Genomic DNA, 25591 nt, shown 5'->3' on the forward strand with positions numbered 1-25591 from the left:
CGTCGAAAGATCGTTCCCGAACGACGCCGTCTCCGACGTGAAACGGTCACCCGTCAACTGCATACCGTCACCCGAATCACCCGCGAAACGGATGATCACACGGTCCACGCGACGGATTTCCTTGCCGGCTCCATCGGGCGCATGCTCGCTGCGCTGCTCTCCGATGGACCCACCGGCCCCGTCGGCCTGCTCGGCCGGGCTACTGACCTGGCTGGTCACTGAACTGGACCTCCTTCGAGGCGCGGGCGTTCGTTCCCAAGGCCAACCCTACGTCCGTGAGGATTTTCGGCCTCTGGGCGCCCGCATTCTGGACCGGCCCTTTCCGGGCCGGTCTGTCCGACAGACGTGGTGCTCTACGCGAATATTCCGAATCCCCCGACCTGTGCCGGTGTGCTCTACCTGACAGAGTGTCAGTTGATCAGGACCTCAGATAGGTGAGGACCGCCAGTACGCGCCGGTGATCCCCATCACTCGGGGACAGCCCGAGCTTCATGAAGATATTGCTGACGTGCTTCTCTACGGCTCCGTCGCTGACCACGAGCTGCTTGGCCACGGCGGAATTCGTGCGTCCTTCCGCCATCAGGCCCAGTACCTCCCGCTCGCGCGGGGTCAGGCCGGCCAGGACGTCCTGCTTGCGGCTCCGGCCGAGCAACTGGGCCACGACCTCGGGATCCAGGGCGGTACCGCCCCGGGCCACCCGGACGACGGCGTCGAGGAACTCCCGGACGTCGGCCACGCGGTCCTTGAGCAGATACCCCACTCCGGTGCTGGAACCGGCCAACAGTTCGGTGGCGTACTGCTCCTCCACGTACTGGGACAGCACGAGCACCCCGATCCCGGGATGCTCCCGGCGCAGGCGTACGGCGGCCCGTACGCCCTCGTCGGTGTGCGTCGGCGGCATCCGGACGTCGGCCACGACCACGTCCGGCAGCGCGTTCTCGGCAGCGAGGTCCGCCACCGTCTTGATCAGGGCTTCTGCGTCCCCGACGCCGGCCACGACGTCATGCCCCCGGTCGGTCAGCAACCGGGTCAGGCCCTCACGGAGCAGCACTGAATCCTCGGCGATGACCACCCGCACCCTGTCGTCCACGTTCAGCAGCTCCCGCGTCCACTCGTCATCCGCAACCCATTCCCGGAGGCCGGGTTTCCCCGGCCGAGCCAAGCATCCCAGCCCAAAGGCCCGGTAAAGGGTGGTCTTGGTCAACAAGTGCGCGCGCGACGGACTAAATCCGGCCGAATCAAGCCCGACCGATCAATTCCAGCCGCCCAAGTGAAATCCGGCCCGGCGGGCGAGATTCCGGAGGGGGCGGAGCCGTTCGGGCGAGACAGGAGCAAATCCGGCCCCGGCCCCGCTTCCCGCCTCGCGGGGGCTTGGGGCGCGGATCCGGATTTGGATCCGGGTCCGGGTCCGGGCCGGTCCCGGCAAATCCAGCCTCGCCGGCGTTTGAGGCGCGGGGGTCCGGGGGCGGAGCCCCCGGGGAGACGGCCCGGACCGTTCCGGCAGCCTCCCCGGGGCCTGAGGGGGGAACGGGCGAAGGGCGGGTCGGGGACCTGCCCCGCGCTGCGGTGCCTGGGCCGGGCTCGGGGCCCTCCTCGGGCTCGGGACCTGCCCCGCGCAGCGGTGCCTGGGCTCCGGGCTCGGGGCCCGACCTGGGCTCCGGGCTCGGGACGCGTCCCGGGACCCGGGCCGGGGCGGGCCCCGGGTGGCCCCCGTAAAGGCCCGGCCAGGGCAGGGTCAGGCCCGCCAGGGAAGCTCCGCCGTCACCGTGGTCCCCCGCCCCGCCTCGGAGTCCACCACCAGTACCCCGTCCACGGCGTCCAGCCGCTCGGAGAGCCCCGCCAGCCCCGTCCCGCCCCGCGGATCCGCCCCGCCCCGCCCGTCGTCCGCGACCTGGACCAGCAGCCGCCCCCCGGACTTCCACACGTCGACGCTCGCGCTCCGCGCCCCCGCGTGCTTGCTGATGTTCTGCAGCAGCTCGGAGACGGTGAAGTACGCGATCCCCTCGATCGCCGCCACCGGCCGGGCCGGCAGGTCCACCGACACCTTCACCGGTACCGCGCACCGCGAGGCCACCGAGGACAGGGCCGCGTCCAGTCCCCGGTCGGTCAGCACGGCCGGGTGGATCCCGCGCGCCAGGTCCCGCAGCTCCTGGAGCGCGACCTTGACCTCCCCGTGGGCCGCGTCCACCATCCGCGCGGCCCCCGCCGGGTCCTCCGTCAGCTTCTCCTTCGCCAGACCCAGGTCCATCGCGAGGGCGACCAGCCGCGCCTGGGCCCCGTCGTGCAGGTCCCGTTCGATGCGCCGCAGGTCGGCCGCCGCCGTGTCCACGACCACCCCGCGGTCGGACTCCAGCTCCCGGACCCGGTCGTCCAGGCGGGAGCGCCCCAGCAGCCCGCCGACCAGGATCCGCTCGACGCCGGTCAGCGCGCGGATGACCCAGGGCGTGGCGAGGGTGACCAGGAGCCCGGCCAGGCAGGTGGCCGCGATGGCGACGGGCGAGTCGAGGTAGAAGCGGTAGTCGCCGTTCTGGAAGAGCTGCAGGCCGGGCTGGTCGGTGAAGGCGGGGAACACCCAGAACCACAGCGGGTACAGCAGGGCGCTCCACCCGTACGCCCACAGCGTGAGCGCCAGGCAGAAGGCGAACACCGCCCACGGGAAGTGCACCACCGAGTACAGCAGGTGGCGCCAGGCGCTCCCGCTCTTGAGCAGTGCGCCCATGCTCGCCAGCGCCCCGCTCTTGCCGGCCCGGACCGGCGCCGGTTCGGCGACCGGCATCCGCAGCAGCGACCGTACGCGGCCGCGCTCGATCCGCCCGAAGCCCCGGCACGCCAGGAGGACACCGGCCAGGACCGGCACTCCGAGGAAGGTGACGAGCAGCCCGGCGCCGACGGCCGCGCCCGTGACGGCGACGCAGAAGTACAGGGTGCTCAGCGGCAGCCCGATCAGCAGGTACCCGAACTCCCGCCAGGTCCGCGCCGCCACCGGTGCCCGCAGCACGGCGGCCAGCCCGCTGCCGCCGGGGCCGTCGCTGCCGCCCATGCCGTTGCCCATGATCCCGCCCCGCCCTTCCTCGCGTCCTTGACGGCTCCCAGCCTGCCGCCCGGCCCTATTCCGGACCATGCGGCGGGTCGGCCTCTACTCCCGGGGGTTAACCCCACCCGCCCCGGCCCCGCCCGCGCCTCCGGACCCCTGCACCCCTGACCCCGCCCACCGGACCCCAGACCCCGAACACCCGGCCCGGCACCTCCGGCCGCCCGCTCCCGGCCCGGCACCTCCGGTTGCCCGCTCCCGGCCGCCCGCGCGGCCCGGCACGTCCGGCCCCGCACGCTCAGGCCCCCGTACATGCGGACGGGGCCCCGCCCGCCCCGGCCGGAAGCCCCGCTCGACATCCGGATCCCGTCCGGTCCGGTCCCGCTCGCCTAGGCGAGCCCCCGTTCCCGCCACGGCAGCTCCGCCGACACCACCGTGCCCTCCCCTTCGGGGGAATCCACCACGAACACCCCGTCCACCGCCCGCAGCCGCTCCGCGAGCCCGGACATCCCCGTCCCCGTCCCGCCCCGCGGATCCGCCCCGCCCCGCCCGTCGTCCGAGACCCGGATCAGCAGCCGCGCCCCCGCCCGCCACACCTCGACGCTCGCGCTCCGCGCCCCCGCGTGCTTGCTGACGTTCTGCAGCAGCTCGGAGACGGTGAAGTACGCGATCCCCTCGATCGCCGCCGCCGGGCGGGCCGGCAGGTCCACCGACACCTTCACCGGCACCAGGCAGCGCGAGGCCACCGAGGACAGGGCCGCGTCGAGTCCCCGGTCGGTCAGCACGGCCGGGTGGATCCCGCGGGCCAGGTCCCGCAGCTCCTGGAGGGCGAGCTTCACCTCCCCGTGCGCCTCGTCGACCATCGCCGCCGCCCCCTCCGGGTCCTCCAGCAGCTTCTCCTTCGCCAGACCCAGCCCCATCGCGAGGGCGACCAGCCGCGCCTGGGCCCCGTCGTGCAGGTCCCGTTCGATGCGCCGCAGGTCGGCCGCCGCCGTGTCCACGACCACCCCGCGGCCCGACTCCAGCTCCGCGATGCGCCGCTCCAACTCGTCCGAGGGCGACAGCAGGCTCCGTACCAGCACCCGGTCCACATTGGCCATGCCGCGGACCAGGTACGGCAGGACCGGCCACAGCACGAACAGCCCCGCCAGCGTTACCGTGAAGGTCAGCACCCCCCACGGCAGCCGGACCAGCTCGTACAGCACGGTCCGCCAGCCCACCGGGTCCTTCACGCCCGCCCACAGCCAGGCGAAGAACCCGCCCGCGCGCCGCGGCCCCGGCAGCGGGGTCGGTTCGGCCACCCGCACCCCCAGCAGCGCCCGCGCGCGTATCCGCTCGAACTTCCCGAGCAGACGAGTCCCGTAGAGGCCGCAAACGAGCAGGGGCAGTCCGACGGCGGTCACGGACAGTCCACCGGCCGTGGCGACCATGAACACCGTGTAAACAAAACCGATCAACGCCAGCGGCAGATTGCCCAACAGGTGAGCGATCTCCTTCCACGTGACCGCGTCGAAGGCGGGGCGGACGGGAGGAGGGGACGGAGCTTGATCGTTCACGGTCATGCCGGACAGCCTGCCAATTCCGTCCGGCCGATGCCATGGGGCGGCCCGGCGGCAGTGAACGGGGGATAACCCCACCCCGCGCAGCCCAGGCCCTAGACTCCCGTCCGTACCAGATCAACCAGATCGTCGACAGTGGCCGAGGAGCGAGGAAACGGACGTGCCCGACCCAACGGTATCGACCGTGACCGTGACCGCCGCGGACTACTTCCGGAGTTATTCGGTCGTCGGCCTGCTCGCGGTCCTCGGCGTGCTCTTCGTGGCGGTGGCCTTCGGCGCCGGCCGCCTGCTGCGGCCCGTCGTCCCGACCCCCGAGAAGCTGCTGACCTACGAGTGCGGCGTGGACCCCGTCGGCGAGGGCTGGGCGCACACCCAGGTCCGCTACTACGTCTACGCCTTCCTCTACGTCATCTTCGCGGTCGACTCGATCTTCCTCTTCCCGTGGGCGACGGTGTTCGCCGCCGCCGGTTACGGCGCCACGACCCTGGTGGAGATGTTCGTCTTCCTCGGTTTCCTGGCAGTCGGCCTGCTCTACGCGTACAAGAAGGGCGTCCTCGAATGGACGTGACACCGCAGGTGGACGTGACGGTCCAGCCCGAGCTGCTCCCGGAGCCCAAGCGCCTGGGAGTCCTCTCCCGCCTCGCCCCGGAGCCCATGAAGGTGGTCCTGAACTGGGGCCGCCGCTACAGCCTGTGGGTGTTCAACTTCGGCCTCGCCTGCTGCGCGATCGAGTTCATCGCCGCCTCCATGGCCCGCCACGACTTCATCCGGCTCGGCGTCATCCCCTTCGCGCCGGGCCCGCGCCAGGCCGACCTGATGATCGTCTCGGGCACGGTGACCGACAAGATGGCCCCGGCCGTCAAGCGGCTCTACGAGCAGATGCCCGAGCCGAAGTACGTCATCTCCTTCGGCGCCTGCTCCAACTGCGGCGGCCCCTACTGGGACTCGTACTCGGTCACCAAGGGCGTCGACCAGATCATCCCGGTCGACGTCTACGTCCCCGGCTGCCCGCCCCGCCCCGAAGCGCTCCTCCAGGGCATCCTCAAGCTCCAGGAGAAGATCGCTCGGGAGTCCCTCGCGGAGCGGTACGCGGCGACCCCCTCGGTCTCCCAGCTCACCAGCGGCCTCGTCACGCCCCCGCCCGCCCCCGCCTCCGCCCCGGAGGCCGGCGCGTGAACCTCTACGACTCCCTCCCCGACGCGGCCTCCACCGTCTTCGGTGCCGAGGCCGTGGGCTCCTTCTCGTACGACGTCCTCACGGTGGACGTCCCGGTCGGATCCTGGGTCCCCGCCCTGGAGATCGCCCGCGACAAGCTGGGCTGCACCTACTTCGACTGGCTGAGCGCCGTCGACGAACCGGGCACGGGCTTCCGCGTCTGCGCGCACGTCGTCGCCCTGGAGAACCACCGCGTACGCCGCCTCCTGCTGCGCACCACCGTCCCGCACACGGCCCCGTCGCTGCCGTCGGCCGTCGCCGTGTACGCGGGCGCCGAATGGCACGAGCGCGAGACGTACGAGATGTTCGGCGTCACCTTCACCGACCACCCGCACCTCGTCCCGCTGCTGCTCCCCGAGAACTTCGAGGGCCACCCGCTGCGCAAGGACTTCGTCCTGGCGGCGCGCGTCGCCAAGGCGTGGCCCGGAGCGAAGGAGCCGGGCGAGGCCCACGACCCGGACGCGCCCAAGCGGCGGCAGATGCTGCCGCCCGGGGTGCCCGACCCGAACGACTGGGGTCCCCTCAAGGGCCAGCTCCCGCCGGCCCCCGCCCGCCCCGCCCGCACCCCGCGCGCGGCCGGCGAGGGCGCCCCCGCCCGCCGTCCGCGTCCGGCCGGGGAGGCGCCGGCCGCCCGCCGCACCCGCTCGGTGACGGAGGGCTCGGCCACCCAGCCCACCCCGGCCGCAGACGCCCCCACCCCGGACCCGGCCCGCCCGGCCCGCCGCACCCGCTCGGTGACGGAGGGCTCGGCGAGCCAGGCCGCCCCGGGGGCGGACGCCGCTGCTCCGGCCGCAGGCGCCCCGGAGGCCACCGCCCCGGACCCGGCCCGCCCGCCCCGCCGTACCCGTTCCGCCTCGGACGGCTCCGCCAGCCAGGCGGCAGCGGCTGCTCCGGCCACCGCTGCTCCGGACACGGCTGCCCCGGACCCGGCCCGCCCGCCCGGCCGTACCCGCTCGGCCTCGGACGGCTCCGCGAGCCAGGGGGCCTCGGTCCCGGACGCCGCCACCCCCGACGCTGCCGGCGAGGCAACCCGTACCCGGTCGGCCTCGGACGGCTCCGCCAGCCAGGCGGCCCCGGACGCGGAGACGACCCCCGCGCCGGAGCCGGAGGCTCCCCGCCGCGCGGCCCCTCGCAGCGCCGACGCCCCCTGGCACAACCCGAAGCCCGCCTTCGAAGACCCCGGGGGGTCACCGACCACACCCCCGGACTCCGCGGCCAAGCCGGAGCCCAGGTCCGCGGCCAAGCCGGAGCCCGATGCTGAGCCCGAGGCCAAGCCCCACCCCGAGCCCGAGCCCCAGCCCAAGCCCGGCACCCCCCACCCCGATCCCGACACCACCGGAGGCGACGCGTGAACGACGTCCTCGACGTCGCCCTGCGACTCATCGTCGTCTTCGCCGTCTTCCTCGTGCTCCCGCTCGTCGTCGGACAGACCGAGCACAAGGTGATGGCGCACATGCAGGGCCGCCTCGGCCCCATGTACGCCGGCGGCTTCCACGGCTGGGCCCAGCTCGTCGCCGACGGCGTGAAGTTCGCGCAGAAGGAGGACATCGTCCCGGCCAACGCCGACCGGCGGATCTTCCAGCTCGCCCCCGCCGTCGCGCTGCTGCCCTACCTCCTCGTCCTCATCGCCATCCCCATCGGCCCGAGCGAGAGCGCCGTCGGCCAGGTCATCGACGCCGGCCTCTTCTACGCCCTCGCCGTCATGGGCGTCGGCGTCCTCGGCAGCCTGATGGGCGGCTGGGCCTCCGCGAACAAGTTCTCCCTCCTCGGAGGCCTCCGTACGGCCGCCCAGCTGCTCGCGTACGAGCTGCCCATGCTGCTCGCCGCCGCCTCCGTGGCCATGGCCGCCGGGACCGTGTCCCTGCCCGGCATCGTCAACGCCTTCGAGTGGTGGTGGCTGCCCTGGCAGATCATCGGCGCGCTGGTCTTCTTCACCGCCGGCCTCGCCGAACTCCAGCGGCCCCCGTTCGACATGCCCGTCGCCGACTCGGAGATCATCTTCGGCGCGTACACCGAGTACACCGGCCTGCGCTTCGCGCTGTTCCTGCTCGCCGAGTACGCCGGCATCGTCGTCCTGTGCGCCCTCACCACCGTCCTCTTCCTGGGCGGCTGGCACGGCCCCTTCGGCGGCGACGGCCTCGGCTGGGTCTGGACCCTCCTCAAGGTCGCCGTCCTCGCCTTCGTCGTGATCTGGCTCCGCGTGAGCTACCCCCGCCTGCGCGAGGACCAGCTCCAAAAGCTGGCCTGGACCGTACTCATCCCCCTCGCGCTCGCCCAGATCGCGCTCACCGGCATCGTGAAGGTGGCGATCCAGTAATGCCCCCGATCCCCGGATCCGGCCTCGCCAAGGGCCTGGCCGTCACCCTGCGCACGATGACCAAGCGCGCGCACACCGCCCAGTACCCCGAGACGCAGCCCGAGCTCCCGCCCCGCAGCCGCGGGGTCATCGGCCTGTTCGAGGAGAACTGCACGGTCTGCATGCTGTGCGCCCGCGAGTGCCCCGACTGGTGCATCTACATCGACTCCCACAAGGAGACGGTGCCCGCCGCCACCCCCGGCGGCCGCGAGCGCAGCCGCAACGTCCTCGACCGCTTCGCCATCGACTTCTCCCTCTGCATGTACTGCGGCATCTGCATCGAGGTGTGCCCCTTCGACGCCCTCTTCTGGTCGCCGGAGTTCGAGTACGCGGAGACCGACATCCACGAGCTCACCCACGAGCGCGACAAGCTGCGCGAGTGGATGTGGACCGTGCCGGCCCCGCCCGCCCTGGACCCCGCCGCCGAGGAGCCCAAGGAGATCGCCGCCGCCCGCAAGGCCGTGGACAAGGCCGAAGCCGCCGCGGCAGCCGCAGCCGCAGCCGCGGCCGCCGCCCAGGCCCAGACTCAGGCGGCGGACACCCCGCCCGCCACGCCCCCGACCACCCCGGAGGCCGACGCGTGAGCATCGCAACCGTCCCCATGGCCCCCCTGGCCGCCGCCGCGGGCCACGGCTTCCTCTCGCCGACCGGCGTCGAGATCGCCTTCGTCCTCGTCGGCCTCGCCACCCTCGGCGCCGCCCTCGTCACGGTCACCACCAAGCAGCTCGTGCACGCCGCCCTCTGGCTGGTCGTCGCCCTCGGCGGGATCGCCGTCGAGTACCTGCTGCTGACCGCCGAGTTCATCGCCTGGGTCCAGGTCCTGATCTACCTCGGCTCCGTGGTCGTCCTCCTCCTCTTCGGACTCATGCTCACCAAGGCCCCCATCGGCCGCTCACCGGACGCCGACTCCGGCAACCGCTGGGTCGCCCTCGGCGTCGCCGGCCTCGCGGGCGCCGCGCTCGTCTGGGTCGTGGTCGACGCCTTCCGCACCACCTGGATCGACCTCGACGGGCCCGCCCAGGGCTCCACCAAGGTCACCGGCGAGATCCTCTTCCAGCACTGGGTGCTCCCCTTCGAAGCACTCTCCGTCCTCCTCCTCGCGGCCCTCATCGGCGCCATCGTGCTCTCCCGGCGCAACACCGCCGCCGAGGAAGCCGCCGACTCGGCCGCCCGCACCGGGAAGGGCCGGCGCTGATGCACCTCGCCTACCCCGCCGTCCTGGCGGCCCTCCTGTTCGCCACCGGCCTCTACGGAGTGCTCGCCCGCCGCAACGCCATCCTGGTCCTGATGTCCGTCGAGCTGATGCTCAACGCCGTCAACCTCAACCTGGTGGCCTTCGACGTCTGGCTGCGCGACACCCTCCACGCCGGACAGGCCCTCACGCTCTTCACGATCGCCATCGCCGCCGCCGAGATCGGCATCGGCCTCGCGATCGTGCTGATGGTGTACCGCAACCGCGGCACCTCCGACGTCGACAGGCTGCGCGACACCGCCGAGGGCCACGAACCCGCCCGGCCCGACGACAACACCGCCCGGCCGGAGGTCGCCGCGTGAGCACCACGACCCTCGCGGTCCTCGTCCCCGTCCTGCCCTTCCTCGGTGCGGTGGCAGGTCTGCTCCTCGGCCGCACCGCCCCCGGATTCGTCCGGCCGCTCGCCATCCTGCCGACGCTGGGCGCCGCCGTACTGGCCGTGTTCGTCGCCGTCCGCCAAGGCGGAGGCCCGGCCATCGAGACCGCCACCGAACTGACCCCGACCGGCTCGGTGCCCATCGACCTGTCGCTGTACCTGGACGGCTTCGCCGTCCTCGTCGCCGTCCTCGTCGGCGTCGTCGCCACCTGCGTACAGCTCTACTCGACCGCCTACCTCCGCGACGACCCGCGCTACCCCTCGTACGCCGCGCTCGTCTCCCTCTTCACCTCCGCCATGCTGCTCGTCGTCTACTCCGGCGACCTCATGGTGCTGCTCGTCGGCTGGGAGGTCATGGGCATCTGCTCGTACTTCCTGGTCGGCCACTACTGGGAGACCGAAGCCGCCCGCTCCGCCTCCCTCAAGGCCTTCCTCGTCACCAAGCTCGGCGACGTCCCCTTCCTCATCGGACTGTTCGCCCTCGCCACCGACGCCGACTCCTTCCAGATCACCAAGATCCTGGGCACCGTCGCCTCCGGCGGGCTCGACCACCCGACGCTGATCGCGCTGCTCCTGCTCGCGGGCGTCGCCGGCAAGTCCGCCCAGTTCCCGCTGCACACCTGGCTACCGGACGCCATGGCGGGCCCCACCCCGGTCTCCGCGCTGATCCACGCCGCGACCATGGTCGCCGCCGGCATCTACTTCGTCGCCCGCCTCCTGCCCGTCTTCGAGGCCTCGCGCGCCGCCCTGGTGGTCATGGCCGTCATGGCGGCCGTCACGATGATCGGCTCCGCCCTCGCCGCCCTGGCACAGGACGACATCAAGCGGGTCCTCGCCTACTCCACGATCGGCCAGCTCGGCTACATGACCGGCGCCCTGGCCGTCGGCGACCGCGCGGCCGCCGTCTTCCACCTCCTGTCCCACGGCGCCTTCAAGGCGCTCCTCTTCCTCGGTGCGGGCGTCATCATCCACGCCGCCGGAACGAACTCCCTGGCCGCCATGTCCCGCATGGACGGCCAGGCCAAGCGCATCCCCGACGCCTTCTGGACGATGACGATCGCGCTGCTCGCGCTCGCCGCCATCCCGCCCTTCGCCGGCTTCTTCTCCAAGGAAGCCGTCCTCGTCGCCGCCGAGCAGACCGCGACCGGACACTCCGACACCGCCCCCGGCGCGGCCGGCTGGCTGGTGCTCGTCGCCGGCGTGCTGACGGCCCTGCTCACCGCCGCCTACGCCACCCGGCTGTGGCTGATGGCCTTCCGCGGCCGGGGCGCGGCCGCCCCCGTCCACGGCAAGGAGCCCGTCGCCATGACCGGCGTGCTGTGGCTGCTGGCCGTCCCCACGATCGGCTTCGGCCTCGCCGCCGGAAACCTCGCCGACTGGTTCGGCGGCAGGGAGCTCACCCCGACCGTGGCCACCTCGGTCCTCGGCACGGGCGCCGCCCTCATCGGCGTGGTCCTCACCTACGGCCTCTGGCAGCGCGCCGCCGCCAAGGCCGCCACCGCCGCGGCCACCGCCCGCGCCACGACCGCGCCCGCCCCCGGAACGACTCCCGCCGGCCCGGCCGCGCCCGCCCCCGGAACGGCCCCCGTGCCCGCCTCCGTCGCCGCCGAAGAATCCGCCGAATCCGCCGCCCTCGCCGCCGTGTCCGCCGCCGAGACCCCCGAGGTCGCCGAGGTCACCCACGAGCACCCCGTCGTCCCGGCCGGGCCCGCCCCCGACCCGGGCCGCGCGCTCCTCGGCCCCCTGCACCGCCACGCCGCCTACGGCTTCCACCTCGACGCCGTCTACGACCGGCTGTTCGTCCGCCCCGTCCGGGCCGCCGCGACCCTGGTCCGCTTCCTCGACCGCGAGGTCGTGGACACGTACGTCCGCGGCGCGGGCGCCGCCCCCCGGCTGCTCGGCGCCCTCGTGCGCCGGGCCCAGACCGGCAACGTGCAGAGCTACCTGAGCGCCCTGCTCGCCGGCGCCGTGGTCCTGGCGATCGCCACCGCCGTCCTCGCCAACGTCAACGCCGGATCGTGAGCCGTGAGTCAGCCGTGATTGATATCAGCCCGTCCGTGATGCAGTTCCTTCTGGCGTTCACCCTGGCCGTGCCGCTCCTCGGGGCCGTCGCGGCCCTGCTGCCCGCCCCGCCCGGCCTCAAGGGCAAGAACCCCGACCAGGCGGTCCTCCGCCACGGCGTCACCGTCACCGGAGTCGTCCTCGCCGCGGCGATCGCCCTCGCCCTGGGCTTCGACCACGACGCCCCGTCCCGCTTCCAGGCGACGACGGACATCAGCTGGATCCCGGCGCTGGACATCCGGATCCACCTCGGCATCGACGGCATCTCGCTCCCCCTCCTCCTGATGACCGCGCTGCTGTTCTTCCTCTGCGCGGTGTACAGCTACTTCAAGCTCCCCGAGGGCCCCTCCGCGAAGGCCTTCGTCTCCCTGCTGCTCGTCCTGGAGGCCGGCACCCTCGCCACCTTCGCCGTCCTCGACCTGCTGCTGTTCTTCCTCGCCTTCGAGATGGTCCTCATCCCGATGTACTTCCTCATCGCCCGCTGGGGCGGTGCTCAGCGGCAGGCCGCCGCCTGGAAGTTCATCCTGTACACCCTCCTCGGGTCCGTGGTCATGCTCCTCGGACTGCTGCTGATCGGACTGAACAGCGGCACCTTCGACATGGTGGCACTCGCCTCTGACAACGGCCGCGAACTGTCCCACACCACCCAGATCCTGGCCGTCCTGGCCATCGGTCTCGGCCTCGCCGTGAAGACCCCGATGTGGCCGCTGCACAGCTGGCTGCCGGACGCCCACACCGCCGCCCCCACCGTCGGCTCCGTGCTGCTCGCGGGCGTGATGCTGAAGATGGGCACGTACGGGTTCGTCCGCATCCTGCTGCCGATCACCCCCGACGGCATGCACACCTTCGCCCCGTACCTCGGCGCCTTCGCCGCCGTCGGCATCGTCTACGGATCCCTCGCCTGCCTCGCCCTCGCCCGCAAGGGCAACAAGGGCGACCTCAAGCGGCTCATCGCCTACTCCTCCGTGGGCCACATGGGCTTCGTCCTGCTCGGCATCGCCACCCTGACCCCCACCGGGGTCAACGGCGCGCTGTTCGCGAACATCGCCCACGGCCTGATCACCGGCCTCCTCTTCTTCCTGGTCGGCGCCCTCAAGGACCGCTACGGCAGCAGCGACCTCGACACCCTCGCCGGAGTCACCGGCGCGGCCCTCTACGGCCGCGCCCCCCGCCTCGGCGCGCTCCTGGCCTTCGCCGCCGTCGCCTCCCTCGGACTGCCCGGCCTGGCCGGCTTCTGGGGCGAGATGCTGGCCCTGTTCGGCGCCTTCGACCCGGCCGAGGGCCTGTCCCGCCCGGCCTTCCTCACCTACATGGCCGTCGGCGCGTTCGGCACCCTGCTGACCGCCGCCTACCTGCTGATCGTCGTACGGCGCGTCTGCATGGGCGACCCGAAGGCCGGTCCCGAGGTCTCCCTCGCGGACGTCCAGCACTACGAGTTCGCCGCCTGGACCCCGCTCGTCGCCCTCACCGTCCTCGCCGGCCTGTGGCCCGCGACCCTCCTCGGCCTCACCGACCCGGCCGTCCAGAAGCTCCTCGCAGGAGGCAACGCATGACGGCCCCCGCGGTCCTCGCCGCCGACACCGCCACCCTGGTCCAGTCCGTCGACTGGCTCGCGATCGCGCCCGTGGTCCTCCCCGCCGCCGTCGCCCTGCTCGTCCTGGTCGCCGACCTCTTCCTCCCGGAGGCCCGCAAGCCGCTCCTCGGCTGGATCTCGGTCGCCGGCCTGGCCGTCGCGACCGCCGCCCTGCTGCCGCTGCGCGCCGGGGACCGCACCACCTTCTGCCTCACCGGCGACCCCACCGCGTGCAGCTACACCGCCGACCACTTCGCGCTCGTCATCCAGTTCCTGGTGCTGGCCGGCGCCCTGGTCACCGCCCTGCTGTCGCTGACCGCCGTCCGCGAGGGGCGCATCCCGGCCGGCGAGTACTGGTTCCTGCTGCTCTCCTCCGCCGCCGGCGCGGCCCTGCTGCCCGCCGCCCGCGACCTCGCGACCCTGATCGTCGCCCTCGAAGTCGCCTCGCTGCCCGCCTTCGCCCTCGTCGGCATGCGCCGCGGCGACCGGCTCTCCTCCGAGGCCGCCCTCAAGTTCTTCCTGTCCTCGGTCACCGCCACCGCCGTGTCCCTGATGGGCGTCAGCTTCGTCTACGGCGCCACCGGCTCCCTGCACCTGTCCCAGGTCGCCGACCGGCTCGAAGAGGTCCCCGGGCAGCTCGACAACCTCGCCATGGCGGGCGTCGCGCTCACCCTCGTCGGCTTCGCCTTCAAGACCGCGGCCGTGCCCTTCCACTTCTGGGTCCCGGACACCTACGTGGGCGCCCCGCTGCCCGTCGCCGGCTACCTCTCCGTGATCGGCAAGGCCGTCGGTTTCACGGGCCTCGTGCTCGTCACCGTGATCGCCTTCCCGGCGTACTCCGACGTCTGGGGCCCGGCCCTGGCCGTCCTCGCCGCGCTCACCATGACCCTCGGCAACGCCGCCGCGCTGCGCCAGTCCCCGGACCGCCCCAACAGCGCCGTCCGGCTCCTCGCCTGGTCCTCCGTGGGCCAGGCCGGCTACCTGCTCGTCCCGATCGCCGCGGCCGCGTACTCCGACCGCGACCAGATCGGCTCCACCGTCGCCTACGCCCTGATGTACGCCACCGTGAACCTCGGCGCCTTCTCCGTGGCCGCCCTGGTCGCCCGTACGAAGCCGCTGAACCGCATCAGCGACTACCGGGGCCTGTACGCCGAGCGCCCCCTCGCCGCCCTCTCGATGGCCTTCTTCCTGCTCTGCCTGGCCGGCCTGCCGCCCGGCATCATCGGCCTCTTCGCCAAGGTCGTCGTCTTCCGGTCCGCCGTCGACGCGGGCCTGGGGTGGCTCGCCGTGCTCATGGCCTTCAACGTCGTCGTCGCCCTGTACTACTACCTGCGCTGGACGGCGCTGCTCTTCCGCCCCGCGCGGGAGGACGCGGCCGAGGGGGCCGCCGAGGGGGCCGTACGCACGAAGACGCCCCCGCCGGTCAAGGCCGCGATCGCCCTCACCGCCGTCACCGCCCTGGTCCTCTCCGGAGCCCCCCAGCTGGTCCTGCGGTTCGCCTCGGGCACCCTCTTCCCGCAGTAGCCCGACGCGGCAACCCGAACGGAGCAACGCCCGCCGCCGCCCCCCGGCCCAGGCCACGGGGGCGGCGGCGCCGTCGTGCCCGGGGAACCAGAAGCCCCCACCTCGCGTTGACCAGGAAGGGAGGGTCCACTGGACCGAAGACCCTCGAACAGGACGGGGTTCCCCTGCCGCACCACTTGGAGGGCGTACCGTGCACCGCCGGCACAACGGGCTGAAGACCGCCGTACTCCTCGGCGGGCTGTCCGCACTCATCATCCTCATCGGAAGCTTCTTCGGACGGGGCGGCCTGATCATCGCCGTCATCGTCGCCCTCGGGACGAACGCGTACGCGTACTGGAACAGCGACAAGCTGGCTCTACGCGCGATGCGCGCCCGGCCCGTCAGCGAATTCGAGGCCCCCGAGCTCTACCGGATGGTGCGCGAGCTCTCCACGTCCGCGCGCCAGCCCATGCCACGGCTCTACATCTCCCCGACCGAGGCCCCCAACGCCTTCGCCACCGGCCGCAACCCGCGCAACGCCGCCGTCTGCTGCACCGAGGGCATCCTGCGGATCCTCGACGAGCGGGAGCTGCGCGGGGTCATCGGCCACGAGCTGAGCCACGTGTACAACCGGGACATCCTGATCTCGTCGGTCGCCGGAGCCCTGGCCTCCGTGATCATGTTCCTGGTGAACTTCGCCTGGCTGATCCCGATCGGCCGGTCGAACGACGACGAGGGCCCCGGCCTCATCGGCATGCTGCTGATCATGATCCTCGGCCCGCTGGCCGCCTCCGTGATCCAGCTCGCCATCAGCCGCTCGCGCGAGTACGAGGCGGACGCCTCCGGGGCCCAGCTCACCGGCGACCCCCTCGCGCTGGCCAGCGCCCTGCGCAAGCTGGACGCCGGCACCAAGCAGCTCCCCCTGCCCGCGGAACCCAGGCTGGAGACGGCGAGCCACATGATGATCGCCAACCCCTTCCGGCCCGGCGAGGGACTGTCCAAGATGTTCTCGACGCACCCCCCGATGGCCGAGCGCATCGCCCGACTCGAACAGATGGCAGGACGCAGCCAGTGAAAACCATCCTGAACGTCATTTGGCTCGTGCTCAGCGGGATCTGGCTCTTCCTCGGCTACTGCCTCGCCGGGGTACTGCTCTGCATCACCATCATCGGCATCCCGTTCGGCATCGCGGCCTTCCGCATCGCCGTCTACGCCCTCTGGCCCTTCGGCTACACCACGGTCGAACGCCACGACTCCGGTGCCGGCTCCTGCATCGGCAACGTCCTGTGGCTGGTCCTCGCGGGCTGGTGGCTCGCCATCGGCCACATCGTCACCGGCATCGCCCTGTGCATCACGATCATCGGCATCCCCTTCGGAATCGCCAACTTCAAGATGGTCCCCCTCTCCCTGCTCCCGCTGGGCCGCGAAATCGTCCCGACGGACGCCCCCTTCGCCTCCCGCTGACCTGCTTCCACAACCCCCCGGCGGCCCTGCCTCCGGGGGGTTATCCACAGGCCTGGCGGAGTGACGGTGGGGTGCCCCACCATGAACACATGAACGAGACCGAGCAGTTGCTCCAGCAAGTCGCAGGTCGCTCAAACCCCTGCGTGCGCCGCCCCCGTACCGCCCGCGGGGCAGGCCCCGCGGGCGGTACGGGGGCCCGCCCGGCCACACCCGTGCGGCCCCGCCCCACCTCCCTGCGACCCCCGCGCCGCCGCCGCTCGCCGGAACCCGCACGGGGGAGGGACGAGCCCCGCAGACGCCCCCTCGACCCCGCGCCCGCTCCCGTTCAGCCCCCGGAGCGGAACCCGCGGCGCACCCCGTAGGACAGCGCCCCCAGCGCCAGCACCGCGGCCCCCGTCACCGTCGAGACGAGGGGCAGCGCGCAGCCGAGCAGTACACAGCCGGACAGCCCGACCGCTGCCACGGCCCGATCCTTGACAGCTGAACCGAGAGTCCACGCGGAGGCGTTCGCGATCGCGTAATAGGCCAGCACTCCGAAGGAGGAGAAGCCGATCGCGCCCCGCAGATCGACCGTGGCCGCGAGCACCGCCACGACCGCGCCCACGGCCGCCTCGGCATGGTGCGGGACCTGCCGCCGGGGATGGACGGCGGCCAGCGGACGCGGCAGGTGGCCGTCCCGGGCCATCGCCAGGACGGTCCGCGACACCCCGAGCACCAGGGCCAGCAGGGAGCCCAGCGCGGCCAGCGCCGCCCCCGCCCGCACCACCGGCGCCAGTCCGGGCCACCCGGCCGCCCGCACCGCGTCCGCCAGCGGGGCCGCCGACCCCGCCAGCACGTCGGCCCCGAGCACCGACAGCACCGCCACCGTCACGGCGGCGTACACGCACAGGGCGATCCCCAGCGCGATCGGCACCGCGCGCGGGATCGTGCGCTCCGGATCACGTACCTCCTCGCCCAGGGTGGTGATCCGGGCGTAGCCCGCGAAGGCGAAGAACAACAGCCCCGCCCCCTGTAGCACCCCGAGCACGCCCGGGTCCGCCCCGCCGAGCCGGCCGGACCGCGCCGCCCCCGACGTCAGGCACGCCACCACCACCGCGGCCAGCACGGCCAGCACCGCCGCCACGATCAGCCGGGCGATCCGGGCGGACTTCTGCACCCCGCCGTAACCCGCCGCGGTCACCGCCACCACCGCCAGGGCGGCCACGACGTGCTCCCGTCCGGGCCACACGTACGCCCCCACGGTCAGCGCCATCGCCGCGCAGGACGCCGTCTTGCCCACCACGAAGCCCCAGCCGGCCAGGTACCCCCAGAAGGGACCGAGCCGCTCGCGCCCGTACACGTACGTCCCGCCGGAGGACGGGTACCGGGCGGCGAGCCGCGCCGAGGAACGGGCGTTGCAGTAGGCCACCAGGGCCGCCACCGCCAGAGCGCCGAGGAGGGCGCCGCCCGCCGCCCGCGCCGCCGGGGCCAGGGCCGCGAAGATCCCGGCGCCGACCATCGCACCCAGCCCCACCACGACGGCGTCCGACACGCCCAGGGTGCGCCTCAACTCGTTGTCCACGCGCGGAGGGTAACCGCCCTAGATGACGCCCTCCCGGCCAGGGAGCGGCGTCCGCGTGCGCTCCCACCCCTCCAGGGCCGTCAGGCAGGCGTGGTCGAGGTGCCGCAGCCCGCTGAGGTCCAGGCGCACCGACGTGGCGTGCGGCACCGCCTCCAGGGAGTCCAGCAGCTTGGGCAGCTTCAGGAAGCTGGCGTTCCCCACGACCCGGACGCACAGCTCTTCGCCCTCCCAGACCTCCTCGATGTGCACGTGGGAGGTCTCCCAGGCCGCCTTGGCCACGGCGAGCCCCAGCCCCACCAGCACCCCCTCGAACAGGCTGGTCGCCACGATGGCGACGGCCGTCGCCAGCAGGACCACCGCCTCCCCCCGGTGCGACCGCCACAGGGCGGCCACCGCGCGCGCCGGCAGCAGCTTCCAGCCCGCGTGCAGCAGCACCCCGGCGAGCGCCGCGAGCGGTACGGCCTCCAGCGCCCCGGGGAACACCGCGGCGAACAGCAGCAGCCAGGCGCCGTGCAGGATCCGCGAGGCCCGGGTGCGGGCCCCGGCCTCCACGTTGGCGGAGCTGCGCACGATGACGGCGGTCATCGGCAGCGCCCCGAGCAGACCGCAGACGGTGTTGCCCACCCCCTGGGCGATCAGCTCCCGGTCGTAATGGGTCCTCGGCCCCTGGTGCATCCGGTCGACGGCCGCCGCGCTGAACAGGGTCTCGGCCGAGGCGATCAGCGCGAGCGCGAACACCGTCCCGACGGCCCCCGCGGACGCCAGCACCCCGAAGTCGCCCCAGTCGGGCGGCGCCACGGCGTCCAGCACCCCGGTCACCCGCACCCGCTCCACGGGCAGCCGCAGCAGCGCGGCCGCGGCGGTGGCGGCGGCCACCCCGACGAGCGCCCCGGGCACCAGCCGCAATCGGGGCGGCACCCGGCGCCACAGGACCAGGACCGCGATGGTCCCGGCGCCGAGCGCCACCGCCGCCCAGTCCGCCCGCGCCCCGAGCTCGTGCATCGCGCCCAGCTTGGCCAGCGTCCGCCCCGGGGCCTCGACGCCGCCCAGGGCGTAGAGCTGCCCCGCGATCAGCACCAGCCCGATCCCGGCGAGCATCCCGTGCACGACGGCCACGGAGATCGCCCGGAACCACCGGCCCAGCCGCAGCGCGCCCATGACGAGCTGGAGGAGTCCGGCCGCCAGCACCAGCACCCCGAGCGCGGGCAGTCCGTAGGTGCTCACGGCCTCGTAGACCAGCACCGTCAGCCCGGCGGCCGGGCCGCTGACCTGCAGCGAGCTGCCCCGGAACCAGCCGGTCACCAAACCGCCGACCACCCCGGTGACGATCCCCAGCTCGGCCGGCACCCCGGAGGCGACGGCCACCCCCACGCACAGCGGTAGCGCGACCAGCGCCACGACGACGGACGCCCCGAAGTCCGCACGGAAACTGCCGGCCCCAGGCATGCGGGAACCCCCTGTCACACGGTGGTTGATGTTTCACCCAGCGTGACGGGCGCACCGGCCCGCGCCTAGTGACCACGAGGGGGCCGCGGAGGAGCGTGCGCCGCTCACGCCGGGCACACGCCCTGGCGAGCGCCGACACGACGAAGGGCACAGCGCGGGCGGCCGCCGAGGAAGCCTCGGCGATCTGCCCCCGCTGTGCCCCGCGGGTCCGCTCAGCGGCGCGTCACAGGCGCCGGTCAGCGGTAGTTCACGAACTGGATCGCGAAGTCCAGGTCCTTGCCCTTCAGCAGGGCCTGGACGGTCTGGAGGTCGTCGCGGCTCTTGGAGCTGACGCGCAGCTCTTCGCCCTGGACCTGGGCCTTGACGCCCTTCGGGCCCTCGTCCCGGATGATCTTCGCGACCTTCTTGGCGTTCTCCTGGGAGATGCCCTCCTCGATCGTCGCGAAGATCTTGTACTCCTTGCCGGACAGCTGCGGCTCGCCGGCGTCCAGCGCCTTCAGCGAGATGCCGCGCTTGACCAGCTTGGTCTCGAACACGTCGAGGACGGCCTTGACGCGCTCCTCGGAGTTCGCCTCCATCAGGATCTTCTCGCCGGACCAGGCGATCGACGCGCCCGTGCCCTTGAAGTCGTAGCGCTGCGAGAGCTCCTTCGAGGACTGGTTGAGGGCGTTGTCGACCTCCTGCCGCTCGACCTTCGAGACGATGTCGAAACTGGAGTCGGCCATGTGCTGTGGCTCCTTGAAGTCGGCTGCGATGTGCCCCGGAGGGCGCGGCCGGACATCCCCGGACCGCTCCGCAAAGCCTAGCCACCGCACCCGCGCGCGGCGCTGATCAATCCGGTGGCGAACCACCCCCGAGCATCGGGTATTGTTTACGTCGTTGCCAAGGAGCGCCGCCGAGAGGCGGAAAGATGGCAGCGATCTTGGCGGTGTGCCCGAGTGGCCAAAGGGAGCAGACTGTAAATCTGCCGGCTCAGCCTACCCAGGTTCGAACCCTGGCGCCGCCACGCGAGTGGAACCCCCGTTCATCTGCGGAAGCGCAGTGGACGGGGGTTTCTTCGTACACCCGCGTGCCCGCCCCGCCCTACGCGGCCGCCGGATCGGTCACCGTCAGGTGGTAGGTGGTGTCGACCCAGAAGCCCTGGGTGTCGGCCGCCTGGATCTCCAGGACGAACTGCCCCGCCGGAAGAGGCGCGAGAGCGCACCACAGACCCCAGGCGACCCGGGGTATGCCCATGCTCAGGAAGGGCTTCGAGGCGAACTCGCTCAACGGCAGGGGAGTGCTGTTCAGCGCCGCGGAGGCCCGGGTCGCCTCCAGACGCCACGGCTTGGTCACGAAGGGCACCACCGGGCGCTGGGTGTTCAGGACCGGGAAGAACAGCCGCCGCCCCGCCGGGACGCTGCACCGGCGCACCACCCGGCCGCCGAAGGTGCCCGCCAGGAACCACAGGTCCGACGGCTGGCGCCACCCCGCGTAGGCTCCCGTCACATCGGCCACGGGGCTCTCGTCGACCGGCGCGGACAGGGCCCACTTCCACCACCTGGCGGCGAGCCGGCCACCCTCCGCCGCACCGATCCGCCAGTCGCCCTCGCCCATGCCCCGACCCCGCCGCCTCGCACGACCGCCCCCTGCGGCCGATTCCGGGTGACCCTATCGGGCCACTCGGGCGCACCGATGTGGACGGACCGTCGTTCACGGGGCGTGACATGGACATCGGACACACGGGGGAAGGTCGGCGGCGGCGTGCTGGCCGCCCTGCTCGGCGCGGGCATCCCGGCCCTGCTCGGAGCGACGCTCCACGCGCACGCGGGGGAGCCCTACCGGGAAACCCGGCTCTCCTTCGGCACCGCACGCCCCGGCGGCCGCGAACCCGTCACCCGGGGCGAGTTCATGCGGTTCCTGGACCAGGAGGTCACCCCCGCCTTCCCCGAAGGACTGACCCTCCGGGACGGACACGGCCAGCACAGCGGCCCCGGCGGGGCGATCGTCCGCGAAACCTCGTACGAAGTCGTCCTGCTCTACCCCGAGAAGGAGGTCGAGGAGCGCGACACCCGCGTCGAACGGATCCGCCGGACCTACCGGGAACGCTTCCGCCAGGACTCCGTCGGCCGATCCGACGACAAGCTGGAGGCCGGCTCCTGACGGGCACTCGGAACGTGCCGCACCCCCGCCCTCAGTTGCCCGCCACGTCCTTCACCGCCACCGACACCGGCGTCGAACCCGACACCAGCTCCAGCGTCAGACCGGCCGTCGCCGGAGTGTCGACCAGCTCCGCCAGCACCGCCGCCACGTCCTCGCGCGGCACCGGCCCCCGGCCGGTGCGCGCCTCCAGCCGGACCAGACCCGTACCGGCGTCGTCCGTCAGCGCTCCCGGCCGCAGGACCGTCCACTCCAGCCCCAGCCGCGTGCGGACGTGGTCGTCGGCCTCACCCTTGGCCCGCAGGTAGAAGTCGAAGACCTCGCCCCCGTCGTGGCGGGCGTCGGCGCCCATCGAGGACACCATCAGGAAGCGCCGCACGCGCGCCCGTTCGGCGGCGTCGGCGAACAGCACCGCCGCCGCCCGGTCCACGGTGTCCTTGCGCTCCGCGCCGCTGCCCGGACCGGCCCCGGCGGCGAACACCGCCACGTCCGCGCCCTGCAGGATCCCGGCCACGTGCTCGACCGAAGCCGACTCCAGGTCGCACAGCACCGGTTCGGCGCCGGCCGCCCGCAGATCGGCGCCCTGCTCCGGATCACGGATGATGCCCGCGACCTCGTACCCGCGCGCGGCGAGCAGGGGCTCCAGCCGCAGCGCGATCTGACCGTGTCCACCCGCGATGACGATGCGCATGTCCCGACCGTACGACGTACCGGGCGCCCACGCCCGCGAACGGCCCGCGGACGCTCAGGGCCCGGACTCCGTACGGCCCTGCCGGGGCAGGTCCAGGGCCACCGCCACCGCCGAATCGCAGTACTCCCGTACGGCACTCGTCCGGGCTACCACGCGACCCCGGTGGATCACGATCCTGCTGTACGCGAGGGACAGCACCCCCGCGATCCGTTCCCCGCGCACGGCGAGCAGCTCCGCCGGGAACCCCGCCTCCACCCGCACCTCCGGCAGGCCCATGGCCTCGCGGGCGGCCGTGCTCACCGCCTCGTAGGCCTCTGCGGGGCGCAGCCCGCCCTGGGAGGCGAGCAGGTACGCCGCTTCGAGCGGATCGCCCCGGCCGACCGGGTTCCCGGCGTCCCGCAGCGCCCCGCTGCCGGCGGCGACCCGGACCCCGGCCGCGCGCAGGAGGCGTACGGGGGCGGTGCGCAGGCCGCGGCGCTCCAGTGCGGCGCAGTCCCCCTGGGGCAGGCAGGTCACCCGCACCCCGGCCGCGGCGAGCTGGTCGGCGGCCCGCGCGGCCGCGTCCAGCGGCAGCCGGGACAGCCCGCCGCACGGGCCGATGGTCACTCCGGGGCGCAGCCCCCCGGCCATCGCCGCGAGGCGGGCGAGACGGCCCGGATCGTCACCGTCGGTGTGCAGGTCCACGGGGCAGCCGTGCTCGGCGGCCAGTTCGAGAACGGCTTCGAGGAAACCCGTCGGGTCCGGGTCCAGGTCGGGGCAGCCCCCGATCACGGAGGCGCCCATCTTGACGGCGTCGCGCAGCATGGCGAGCCCGTCGGCGCCGGCCACCCCGGTCAGCAGCCGGGGGACGGCCACCGTGGTCAGGTCGGTGAGGCCGCGCAGCGAGCGGCGGGCCTGGAGCGCGGCCTCCATGGGGCCCAGGCCGTGCACGTCCCCGATGCGCACGTGGGAGCGGACGGCGGTGGCGCCGTGGCCGAGCTGGAGCAGCGCCGCCTCGGTGGCCCGGCGCTGCACGTCGTCGGGGGCGTACGAGACGGGGCCCTCGCCGTCGGCCGTGAGGGCGGTGTCCCCGTGGGCGTGCGGCTCGGCGGGGGCGGGCAGGAGCAGGTACCCGCTCAGGTCGACCCGGGCCATGGTCGGCGCGGGGAGGCTGCCCGCCGTCCCGACGGCCTGGATCCGGCCGCCGCCGAGCCGTACGTCGACGGTGCGGCCGTCGGTGAGCCGCGCCCCGGCGAGGAGGAGGCCGGTCGCCTCGGGGGCGGGGCCGCCGAGGGGGTCGTGGGCCGGGTTGCGGGAAGGGCCTTCGGCGGGGTTCCGCGGGGAGTGGGACGGCTGCTGCGGCTGGCTGTCGGACATCGCGCTCCTGCGGGGGCTCGGGCGGTTCCTGTGCCGTGGCCGCAGCCCGCGGCCCAAGATCACGCAGCGTGCTCAGAGCCTAGGGCGCGGGGGTCCCGGGTTCGCGGAAGAGCTCAATAGTCGTACCGGTGTGGTGCCCATGCGTCGGGTACCCGGGTGGGGAGGGGGAGCCGGCGGGGGAGGGGGAGCCGGTCGGGGAGAGGGACGGGGGCGTCCGGGCCGGATGAGGCCCCGGAATGATCCCCGAGGTGTGACCCCGGGCACATTCGGGGGTGAAAGTGGGTCGGGAGGGGGTGCGGGGTCGGTGGGGAAAGCCCTGGTCCCGCCTTCCGAGCCCAGTCCCCCCAAAGGATTTGGGCGATCGGCTGGCAACCGTGTAATGTCTTCCTCGCTCGCCCCAATAGCTCAGTCGGTAGAGCGTCTCCATGGTAAGGAGAAGGTCTGCGGTTCGATTCCGCATTGGGGCTCTGGTGAGAGAGGTTCCCCACCCTCGGGTGGGGAACGGATCTCATCAAAGCGGCGTAGCTCAGTCGGTAGAGCAAGCGGCTCATAATCGCTGTGTCACCGGTTCAAGTCCGGTCGCCGCTACACCCAGTAGCCGATTGCGGGGTCGGTCTCCCGATCGGCTACTCTTTTATGCGTTCATCCGTCCCATAGTCCGTCAAGGAGCACTCACGTGGCTGCCACCGACGTCCGCCCGAAGATCACGCTGGCCTGCGTGGAGTGCAAGGAGCGGAACTACATCACCAAGAAGAACCGGCGTAACAACCCGGACCGCATGGAGGTGAAGAAGCACTGCCCGCGCTGCAACTCGCACACCGCGCACCGCGAGACCCGCTGATCCTGGCGAAGTCTTCAATATAGGCACCGTCATGAGGTCGTCCCCTTCAATGGGGGCGGCCTTGTGTCGTTTCTGCTCCGGTTTCTTGATCGGCGATCGATGATCGTCGATCGGTCGACCGCAGCCTTTCGTGTCCCTTCAACAGGAGGTAGTGAGCCATGGCCCTCGACCAGACCTTCGTGGGGCGGACGTACCCGCCCACCGAGCCGTACGAGGTCGGCCGGGAGAAGATCCGCGAATTCGCGGTAGCGGTGGGTGACGAGAATCCCGTCTACACCGACCCCGAAGCCGCCAAGGCGTTCGGTCACCAGGATGTGATCGCCCCGCCGACCTTTGTGTTCGCCATCACTTTCGCGGCCGCGGGCCAGGTCGTCGAGGACCCGCAGCTGGGGCTGGACTACAGCCGCGTCGTGCACGGCGACCAGAAGTTCGCGTACGTCCGCCCCGTGCGGGCCGGCGACCGCCTCACCGTGACCTCCACCATCGAGGCCGTGAAGTCGCTCGCGGGCAACGACATCATCGACATCCGCGGCGAAGTCCACGACGAGTCCGGCGAGCACGTGGTGACCGCCTGGACCAAGCTCGTGTCCCGCGCCCCCGAGGAGGCCTGAGATGACCGCGCAGATCGAGTACGCAGACGTCGAGGTCGGCACCGAGCTGCCGGCGGCGTCCTTCCCCGTGACGCGCGCCACGCTGGTCCGCTACGCCGGGGCGTCGGGTGACTTCAACCCGATCCACTGGAACGAGAAGTTCGCCAAGGAGGTCGGACTGCCGGACGTGATCGCGCACGGCATGTTCACCATGGCCGAGGCGATCCGTGTGGTGACCGACTGGACGGGCGACCCGGGTGCGGTCGTCGAGTACGGGGTGCGCTTCACCAAGCCCGTGGTCGTCCCGAACGACGACCAGGGCGCCCTGATCGAGGTCACGGCGAAGGTCGCCGCCAAGCTGGACGACAAGCGCGTACGGGTCGACCTGACGGCGATGAGCGCGGGCCAGAAGGTCCTGGGCATGTCCCGCGCGGTAGTCCAGCTGGGCTGAGGGGCGGGTCGGGGTCGGGGAGCGGGCGGGGCTCTGCCGGGTGGGGGCTTCGCGTGCCGATCCCGGCCGGGGGTGGGCGGTGCTCTCTCGATCCGGATCAGGGGAGGGCTGGGGGCGTCCCGCCAG

The 25591-nt window shown here is 72.9% G+C and carries 25 protein-coding genes, 3 tRNA genes and 1 pseudogene; 19 read left to right on the top strand and 10 right to left on the bottom strand.

All coding sequences use genetic code 11. From position 1 onward, the window contains the following. From ABZW32_RS33190 to ABZW32_RS33205, 4 genes and pseudogenes are all read right to left on the bottom strand, one after another. Window positions 1-219: pseudogene (locus ABZW32_RS33190) on the bottom strand (2-oxoglutarate ferredoxin oxidoreductase subunit alpha); the annotation flags it as partial. 199 nt (window positions 220-418) lie between these two features. Further along, on the bottom strand, window positions 419-1078 hold the full coding sequence (locus ABZW32_RS33195; protein ID WP_030241187.1) for a response regulator transcription factor: 660 nt from the start codon (window positions 1076-1078) through the stop codon (window positions 419-421). Between the two features lie 657 nt (window positions 1079-1735). After that, on the bottom strand, window positions 1736-3052 hold the full coding sequence (locus tag ABZW32_RS33200) for a sensor domain-containing protein (RefSeq protein WP_356223273.1): 1317 nt from the start codon (window positions 3050-3052) through the stop codon (window positions 1736-1738). A gap of 368 nt (window positions 3053-3420) precedes the next feature. Beyond that, on the bottom strand, window positions 3421-4593 hold the full coding sequence (locus ABZW32_RS33205) for a sensor domain-containing protein (RefSeq protein WP_356223275.1): 1173 nt from the start codon (window positions 4591-4593) through the stop codon (window positions 3421-3423). A 157-nt stretch (window positions 4594-4750) separates the two neighbouring features. Here ABZW32_RS33205 and ABZW32_RS33210 point away from each other — a divergent pair, with 157 nt between their 5' ends. The 12 genes from ABZW32_RS33210 (at window position 4751) to ABZW32_RS33265 (ending at window position 16390) form a co-directional block, all read left to right on the top strand. Beyond that, complete coding sequence (locus ABZW32_RS33210; protein WP_030241197.1) at window positions 4751-5158, top strand: NADH-quinone oxidoreductase subunit A; 408 nt, start codon at window positions 4751-4753, stop codon at window positions 5156-5158. After that, entirely contained in the window at window positions 5149-5766 is a 618-nt protein-coding gene (locus ABZW32_RS33215; protein WP_356223277.1) for an NADH-quinone oxidoreductase subunit B family protein, read from the top strand. The genes ABZW32_RS33210 and ABZW32_RS33215 overlap by 10 nt, the downstream gene beginning before the upstream one ends. Then, complete coding sequence (locus ABZW32_RS33220; protein ID WP_356223279.1) at window positions 5763-7157, top strand: NADH-quinone oxidoreductase subunit C; 1395 nt, start codon at window positions 5763-5765, stop codon at window positions 7155-7157. Before ABZW32_RS33215 ends, ABZW32_RS33220 begins: the two co-directional genes overlap by 4 nt. Then, entirely contained in the window at window positions 7154-8122 is a 969-nt protein-coding gene (gene nuoH, locus ABZW32_RS33225; RefSeq protein WP_356223281.1) for an NADH-quinone oxidoreductase subunit NuoH, read from the top strand. Before ABZW32_RS33220 ends, nuoH begins: the two co-directional genes overlap by 4 nt. Next, window positions 8122-8745, top strand: a complete 624-nt coding sequence (locus ABZW32_RS33230; RefSeq protein ID WP_356223283.1) for an NADH-quinone oxidoreductase subunit I — start codon at window positions 8122-8124, stop codon at window positions 8743-8745. The genes nuoH and ABZW32_RS33230 overlap by 1 nt, the downstream gene beginning before the upstream one ends. Before the next feature lie 17 nt (window positions 8746-8762). Next, the gene (locus ABZW32_RS33235; RefSeq protein ID WP_356223311.1) at window positions 8763-9356 is read left to right on the top strand and encodes an NADH-quinone oxidoreductase subunit J; all 594 of its coding nucleotides are present in this window, start codon (window positions 8763-8765) and stop codon (window positions 9354-9356) included. Next, complete coding sequence (gene nuoK / locus ABZW32_RS33240; protein ID WP_356223286.1) at window positions 9356-9715, top strand: NADH-quinone oxidoreductase subunit NuoK; 360 nt, start codon at window positions 9356-9358, stop codon at window positions 9713-9715. Before ABZW32_RS33235 ends, nuoK begins: the two co-directional genes overlap by 1 nt. Continuing rightward, window positions 9712-11811 (top strand): NADH-quinone oxidoreductase subunit L, encoded by a 2100-nt coding sequence (locus tag ABZW32_RS33245; RefSeq protein WP_356223288.1) that lies wholly within the window; start codon window positions 9712-9714, stop codon window positions 11809-11811. The genes nuoK and ABZW32_RS33245 overlap by 4 nt, the downstream gene beginning before the upstream one ends. Window positions 11812-11849: 38 nt before the next feature. After that, on the top strand, window positions 11850-13403 hold the full coding sequence (locus ABZW32_RS33250; RefSeq protein WP_356223313.1) for an NADH-quinone oxidoreductase subunit M: 1554 nt from the start codon (window positions 11850-11852) through the stop codon (window positions 13401-13403). After that, window positions 13400-14947 (top strand): NADH-quinone oxidoreductase subunit N, encoded by a 1548-nt coding sequence (locus tag ABZW32_RS33255; RefSeq protein ID WP_356223289.1) that lies wholly within the window; start codon window positions 13400-13402, stop codon window positions 14945-14947. Before ABZW32_RS33250 ends, ABZW32_RS33255 begins: the two co-directional genes overlap by 4 nt. A gap of 190 nt (window positions 14948-15137) precedes the next feature. Next, window positions 15138-16001, top strand: a complete 864-nt coding sequence (gene htpX, locus ABZW32_RS33260; RefSeq protein ID WP_356223290.1) for a zinc metalloprotease HtpX — start codon at window positions 15138-15140, stop codon at window positions 15999-16001. After that, the gene (locus ABZW32_RS33265) at window positions 15998-16390 is read left to right on the top strand and encodes a YccF domain-containing protein (RefSeq protein WP_356223292.1); all 393 of its coding nucleotides are present in this window, start codon (window positions 15998-16000) and stop codon (window positions 16388-16390) included. Before htpX ends, ABZW32_RS33265 begins: the two co-directional genes overlap by 4 nt. Before the next feature lie 325 nt (window positions 16391-16715). Here the strand turns inward: ABZW32_RS33265 and ABZW32_RS33270 are convergent, their stop codons facing one another. From ABZW32_RS33270 to ABZW32_RS33280, 3 genes are all read right to left on the bottom strand, one after another. Beyond that, a complete protein-coding gene (locus ABZW32_RS33270) occupies window positions 16716-17951 on the bottom strand; it encodes an APC family permease (protein WP_356223294.1) in 1236 nt (411 codons plus the stop codon). An 18-nt stretch (window positions 17952-17969) separates the two neighbouring features. After that, a complete protein-coding gene (locus tag ABZW32_RS33275; protein WP_356223296.1) occupies window positions 17970-19397 on the bottom strand; it encodes a SulP family inorganic anion transporter in 1428 nt (475 codons plus the stop codon). A 236-nt stretch (window positions 19398-19633) separates the two neighbouring features. Then, window positions 19634-20122, bottom strand: coding sequence for a YajQ family cyclic di-GMP-binding protein (locus ABZW32_RS33280; protein ID WP_266841108.1), 489 nt, complete (start codon window positions 20120-20122; stop codon window positions 19634-19636). Between the two features lie 199 nt (window positions 20123-20321). Between ABZW32_RS33280 and ABZW32_RS33285 the strand changes: the two genes are divergently transcribed. Continuing rightward, a tRNA-Tyr gene (locus tag ABZW32_RS33285) sits at window positions 20322-20403 on the top strand. Window positions 20404-20480: 77 nt separating this feature from the next. On the opposite strand, the gene ABZW32_RS33290 is transcribed toward ABZW32_RS33285, so the two are convergent. Continuing rightward, on the bottom strand, window positions 20481-20993 hold the full coding sequence (locus tag ABZW32_RS33290; RefSeq protein WP_356223298.1) for a hypothetical protein: 513 nt from the start codon (window positions 20991-20993) through the stop codon (window positions 20481-20483). Between the two features lie 105 nt (window positions 20994-21098). On the opposite strand from ABZW32_RS33290, the gene ABZW32_RS33295 reads away from it, so the two are divergent. Continuing rightward, complete coding sequence (locus ABZW32_RS33295) at window positions 21099-21539, top strand: DUF3574 domain-containing protein (protein ID WP_356223300.1); 441 nt, start codon at window positions 21099-21101, stop codon at window positions 21537-21539. Between the two features lie 31 nt (window positions 21540-21570). Here the strand turns inward: ABZW32_RS33295 and ABZW32_RS33300 are convergent, their stop codons facing one another. Together ABZW32_RS33300 and ABZW32_RS33305 are read right to left on the bottom strand one after the other, a co-directional pair. Then, window positions 21571-22227 (bottom strand): SDR family oxidoreductase, encoded by a 657-nt coding sequence (locus tag ABZW32_RS33300; RefSeq protein ID WP_356223302.1) that lies wholly within the window; start codon window positions 22225-22227, stop codon window positions 21571-21573. 54 nt (window positions 22228-22281) lie between these two features. Next, window positions 22282-23583 carry an amidohydrolase family protein gene (locus tag ABZW32_RS33305; protein WP_356223303.1) on the bottom strand — a complete coding sequence of 434 codons (1302 nt, stop codon included), beginning with the start codon at window positions 23581-23583 and terminating at the stop codon, window positions 22282-22284. Window positions 23584-23977: 394 nt separating this feature from the next. On the opposite strand from ABZW32_RS33305, the gene ABZW32_RS33310 reads away from it, so the two are divergent. From ABZW32_RS33310 to ABZW32_RS33330, 5 genes are all read left to right on the top strand, one after another. Beyond that, window positions 23978-24050: transfer RNA gene (locus tag ABZW32_RS33310), tRNA-Thr, on the top strand. Window positions 24051-24098: 48 nt separating this feature from the next. Then, window positions 24099-24171, top strand: a tRNA-Met gene (locus tag ABZW32_RS33315). Between the two features lie 88 nt (window positions 24172-24259). Next, window positions 24260-24424 carry a 50S ribosomal protein L33 gene (rpmG, locus tag ABZW32_RS33320; protein ID WP_356223305.1) on the top strand — a complete coding sequence of 55 codons (165 nt, stop codon included), beginning with the start codon at window positions 24260-24262 and terminating at the stop codon, window positions 24422-24424. 158 nt (window positions 24425-24582) lie between these two features. After that, window positions 24583-25035: a MaoC family dehydratase N-terminal domain-containing protein gene (locus ABZW32_RS33325; protein WP_030241242.1), complete on the top strand. Its 453-nt coding sequence runs from the start codon at window positions 24583-24585 to the stop codon at window positions 25033-25035. 1 nt (window position 25036) lies between these two features. After that, on the top strand, window positions 25037-25465 hold the full coding sequence (locus ABZW32_RS33330; RefSeq protein WP_356223308.1) for a MaoC family dehydratase: 429 nt from the start codon (window positions 25037-25039) through the stop codon (window positions 25463-25465). Window positions 25466-25591 lie beyond the last annotated feature (126 nt).

The sequence above is a fragment of the Streptomyces sp. NPDC004667 genome, from assembly GCF_040609475.1.
GTDB lineage: Bacteria > Actinomycetota > Actinomycetes > Streptomycetales > Streptomycetaceae > Streptomyces.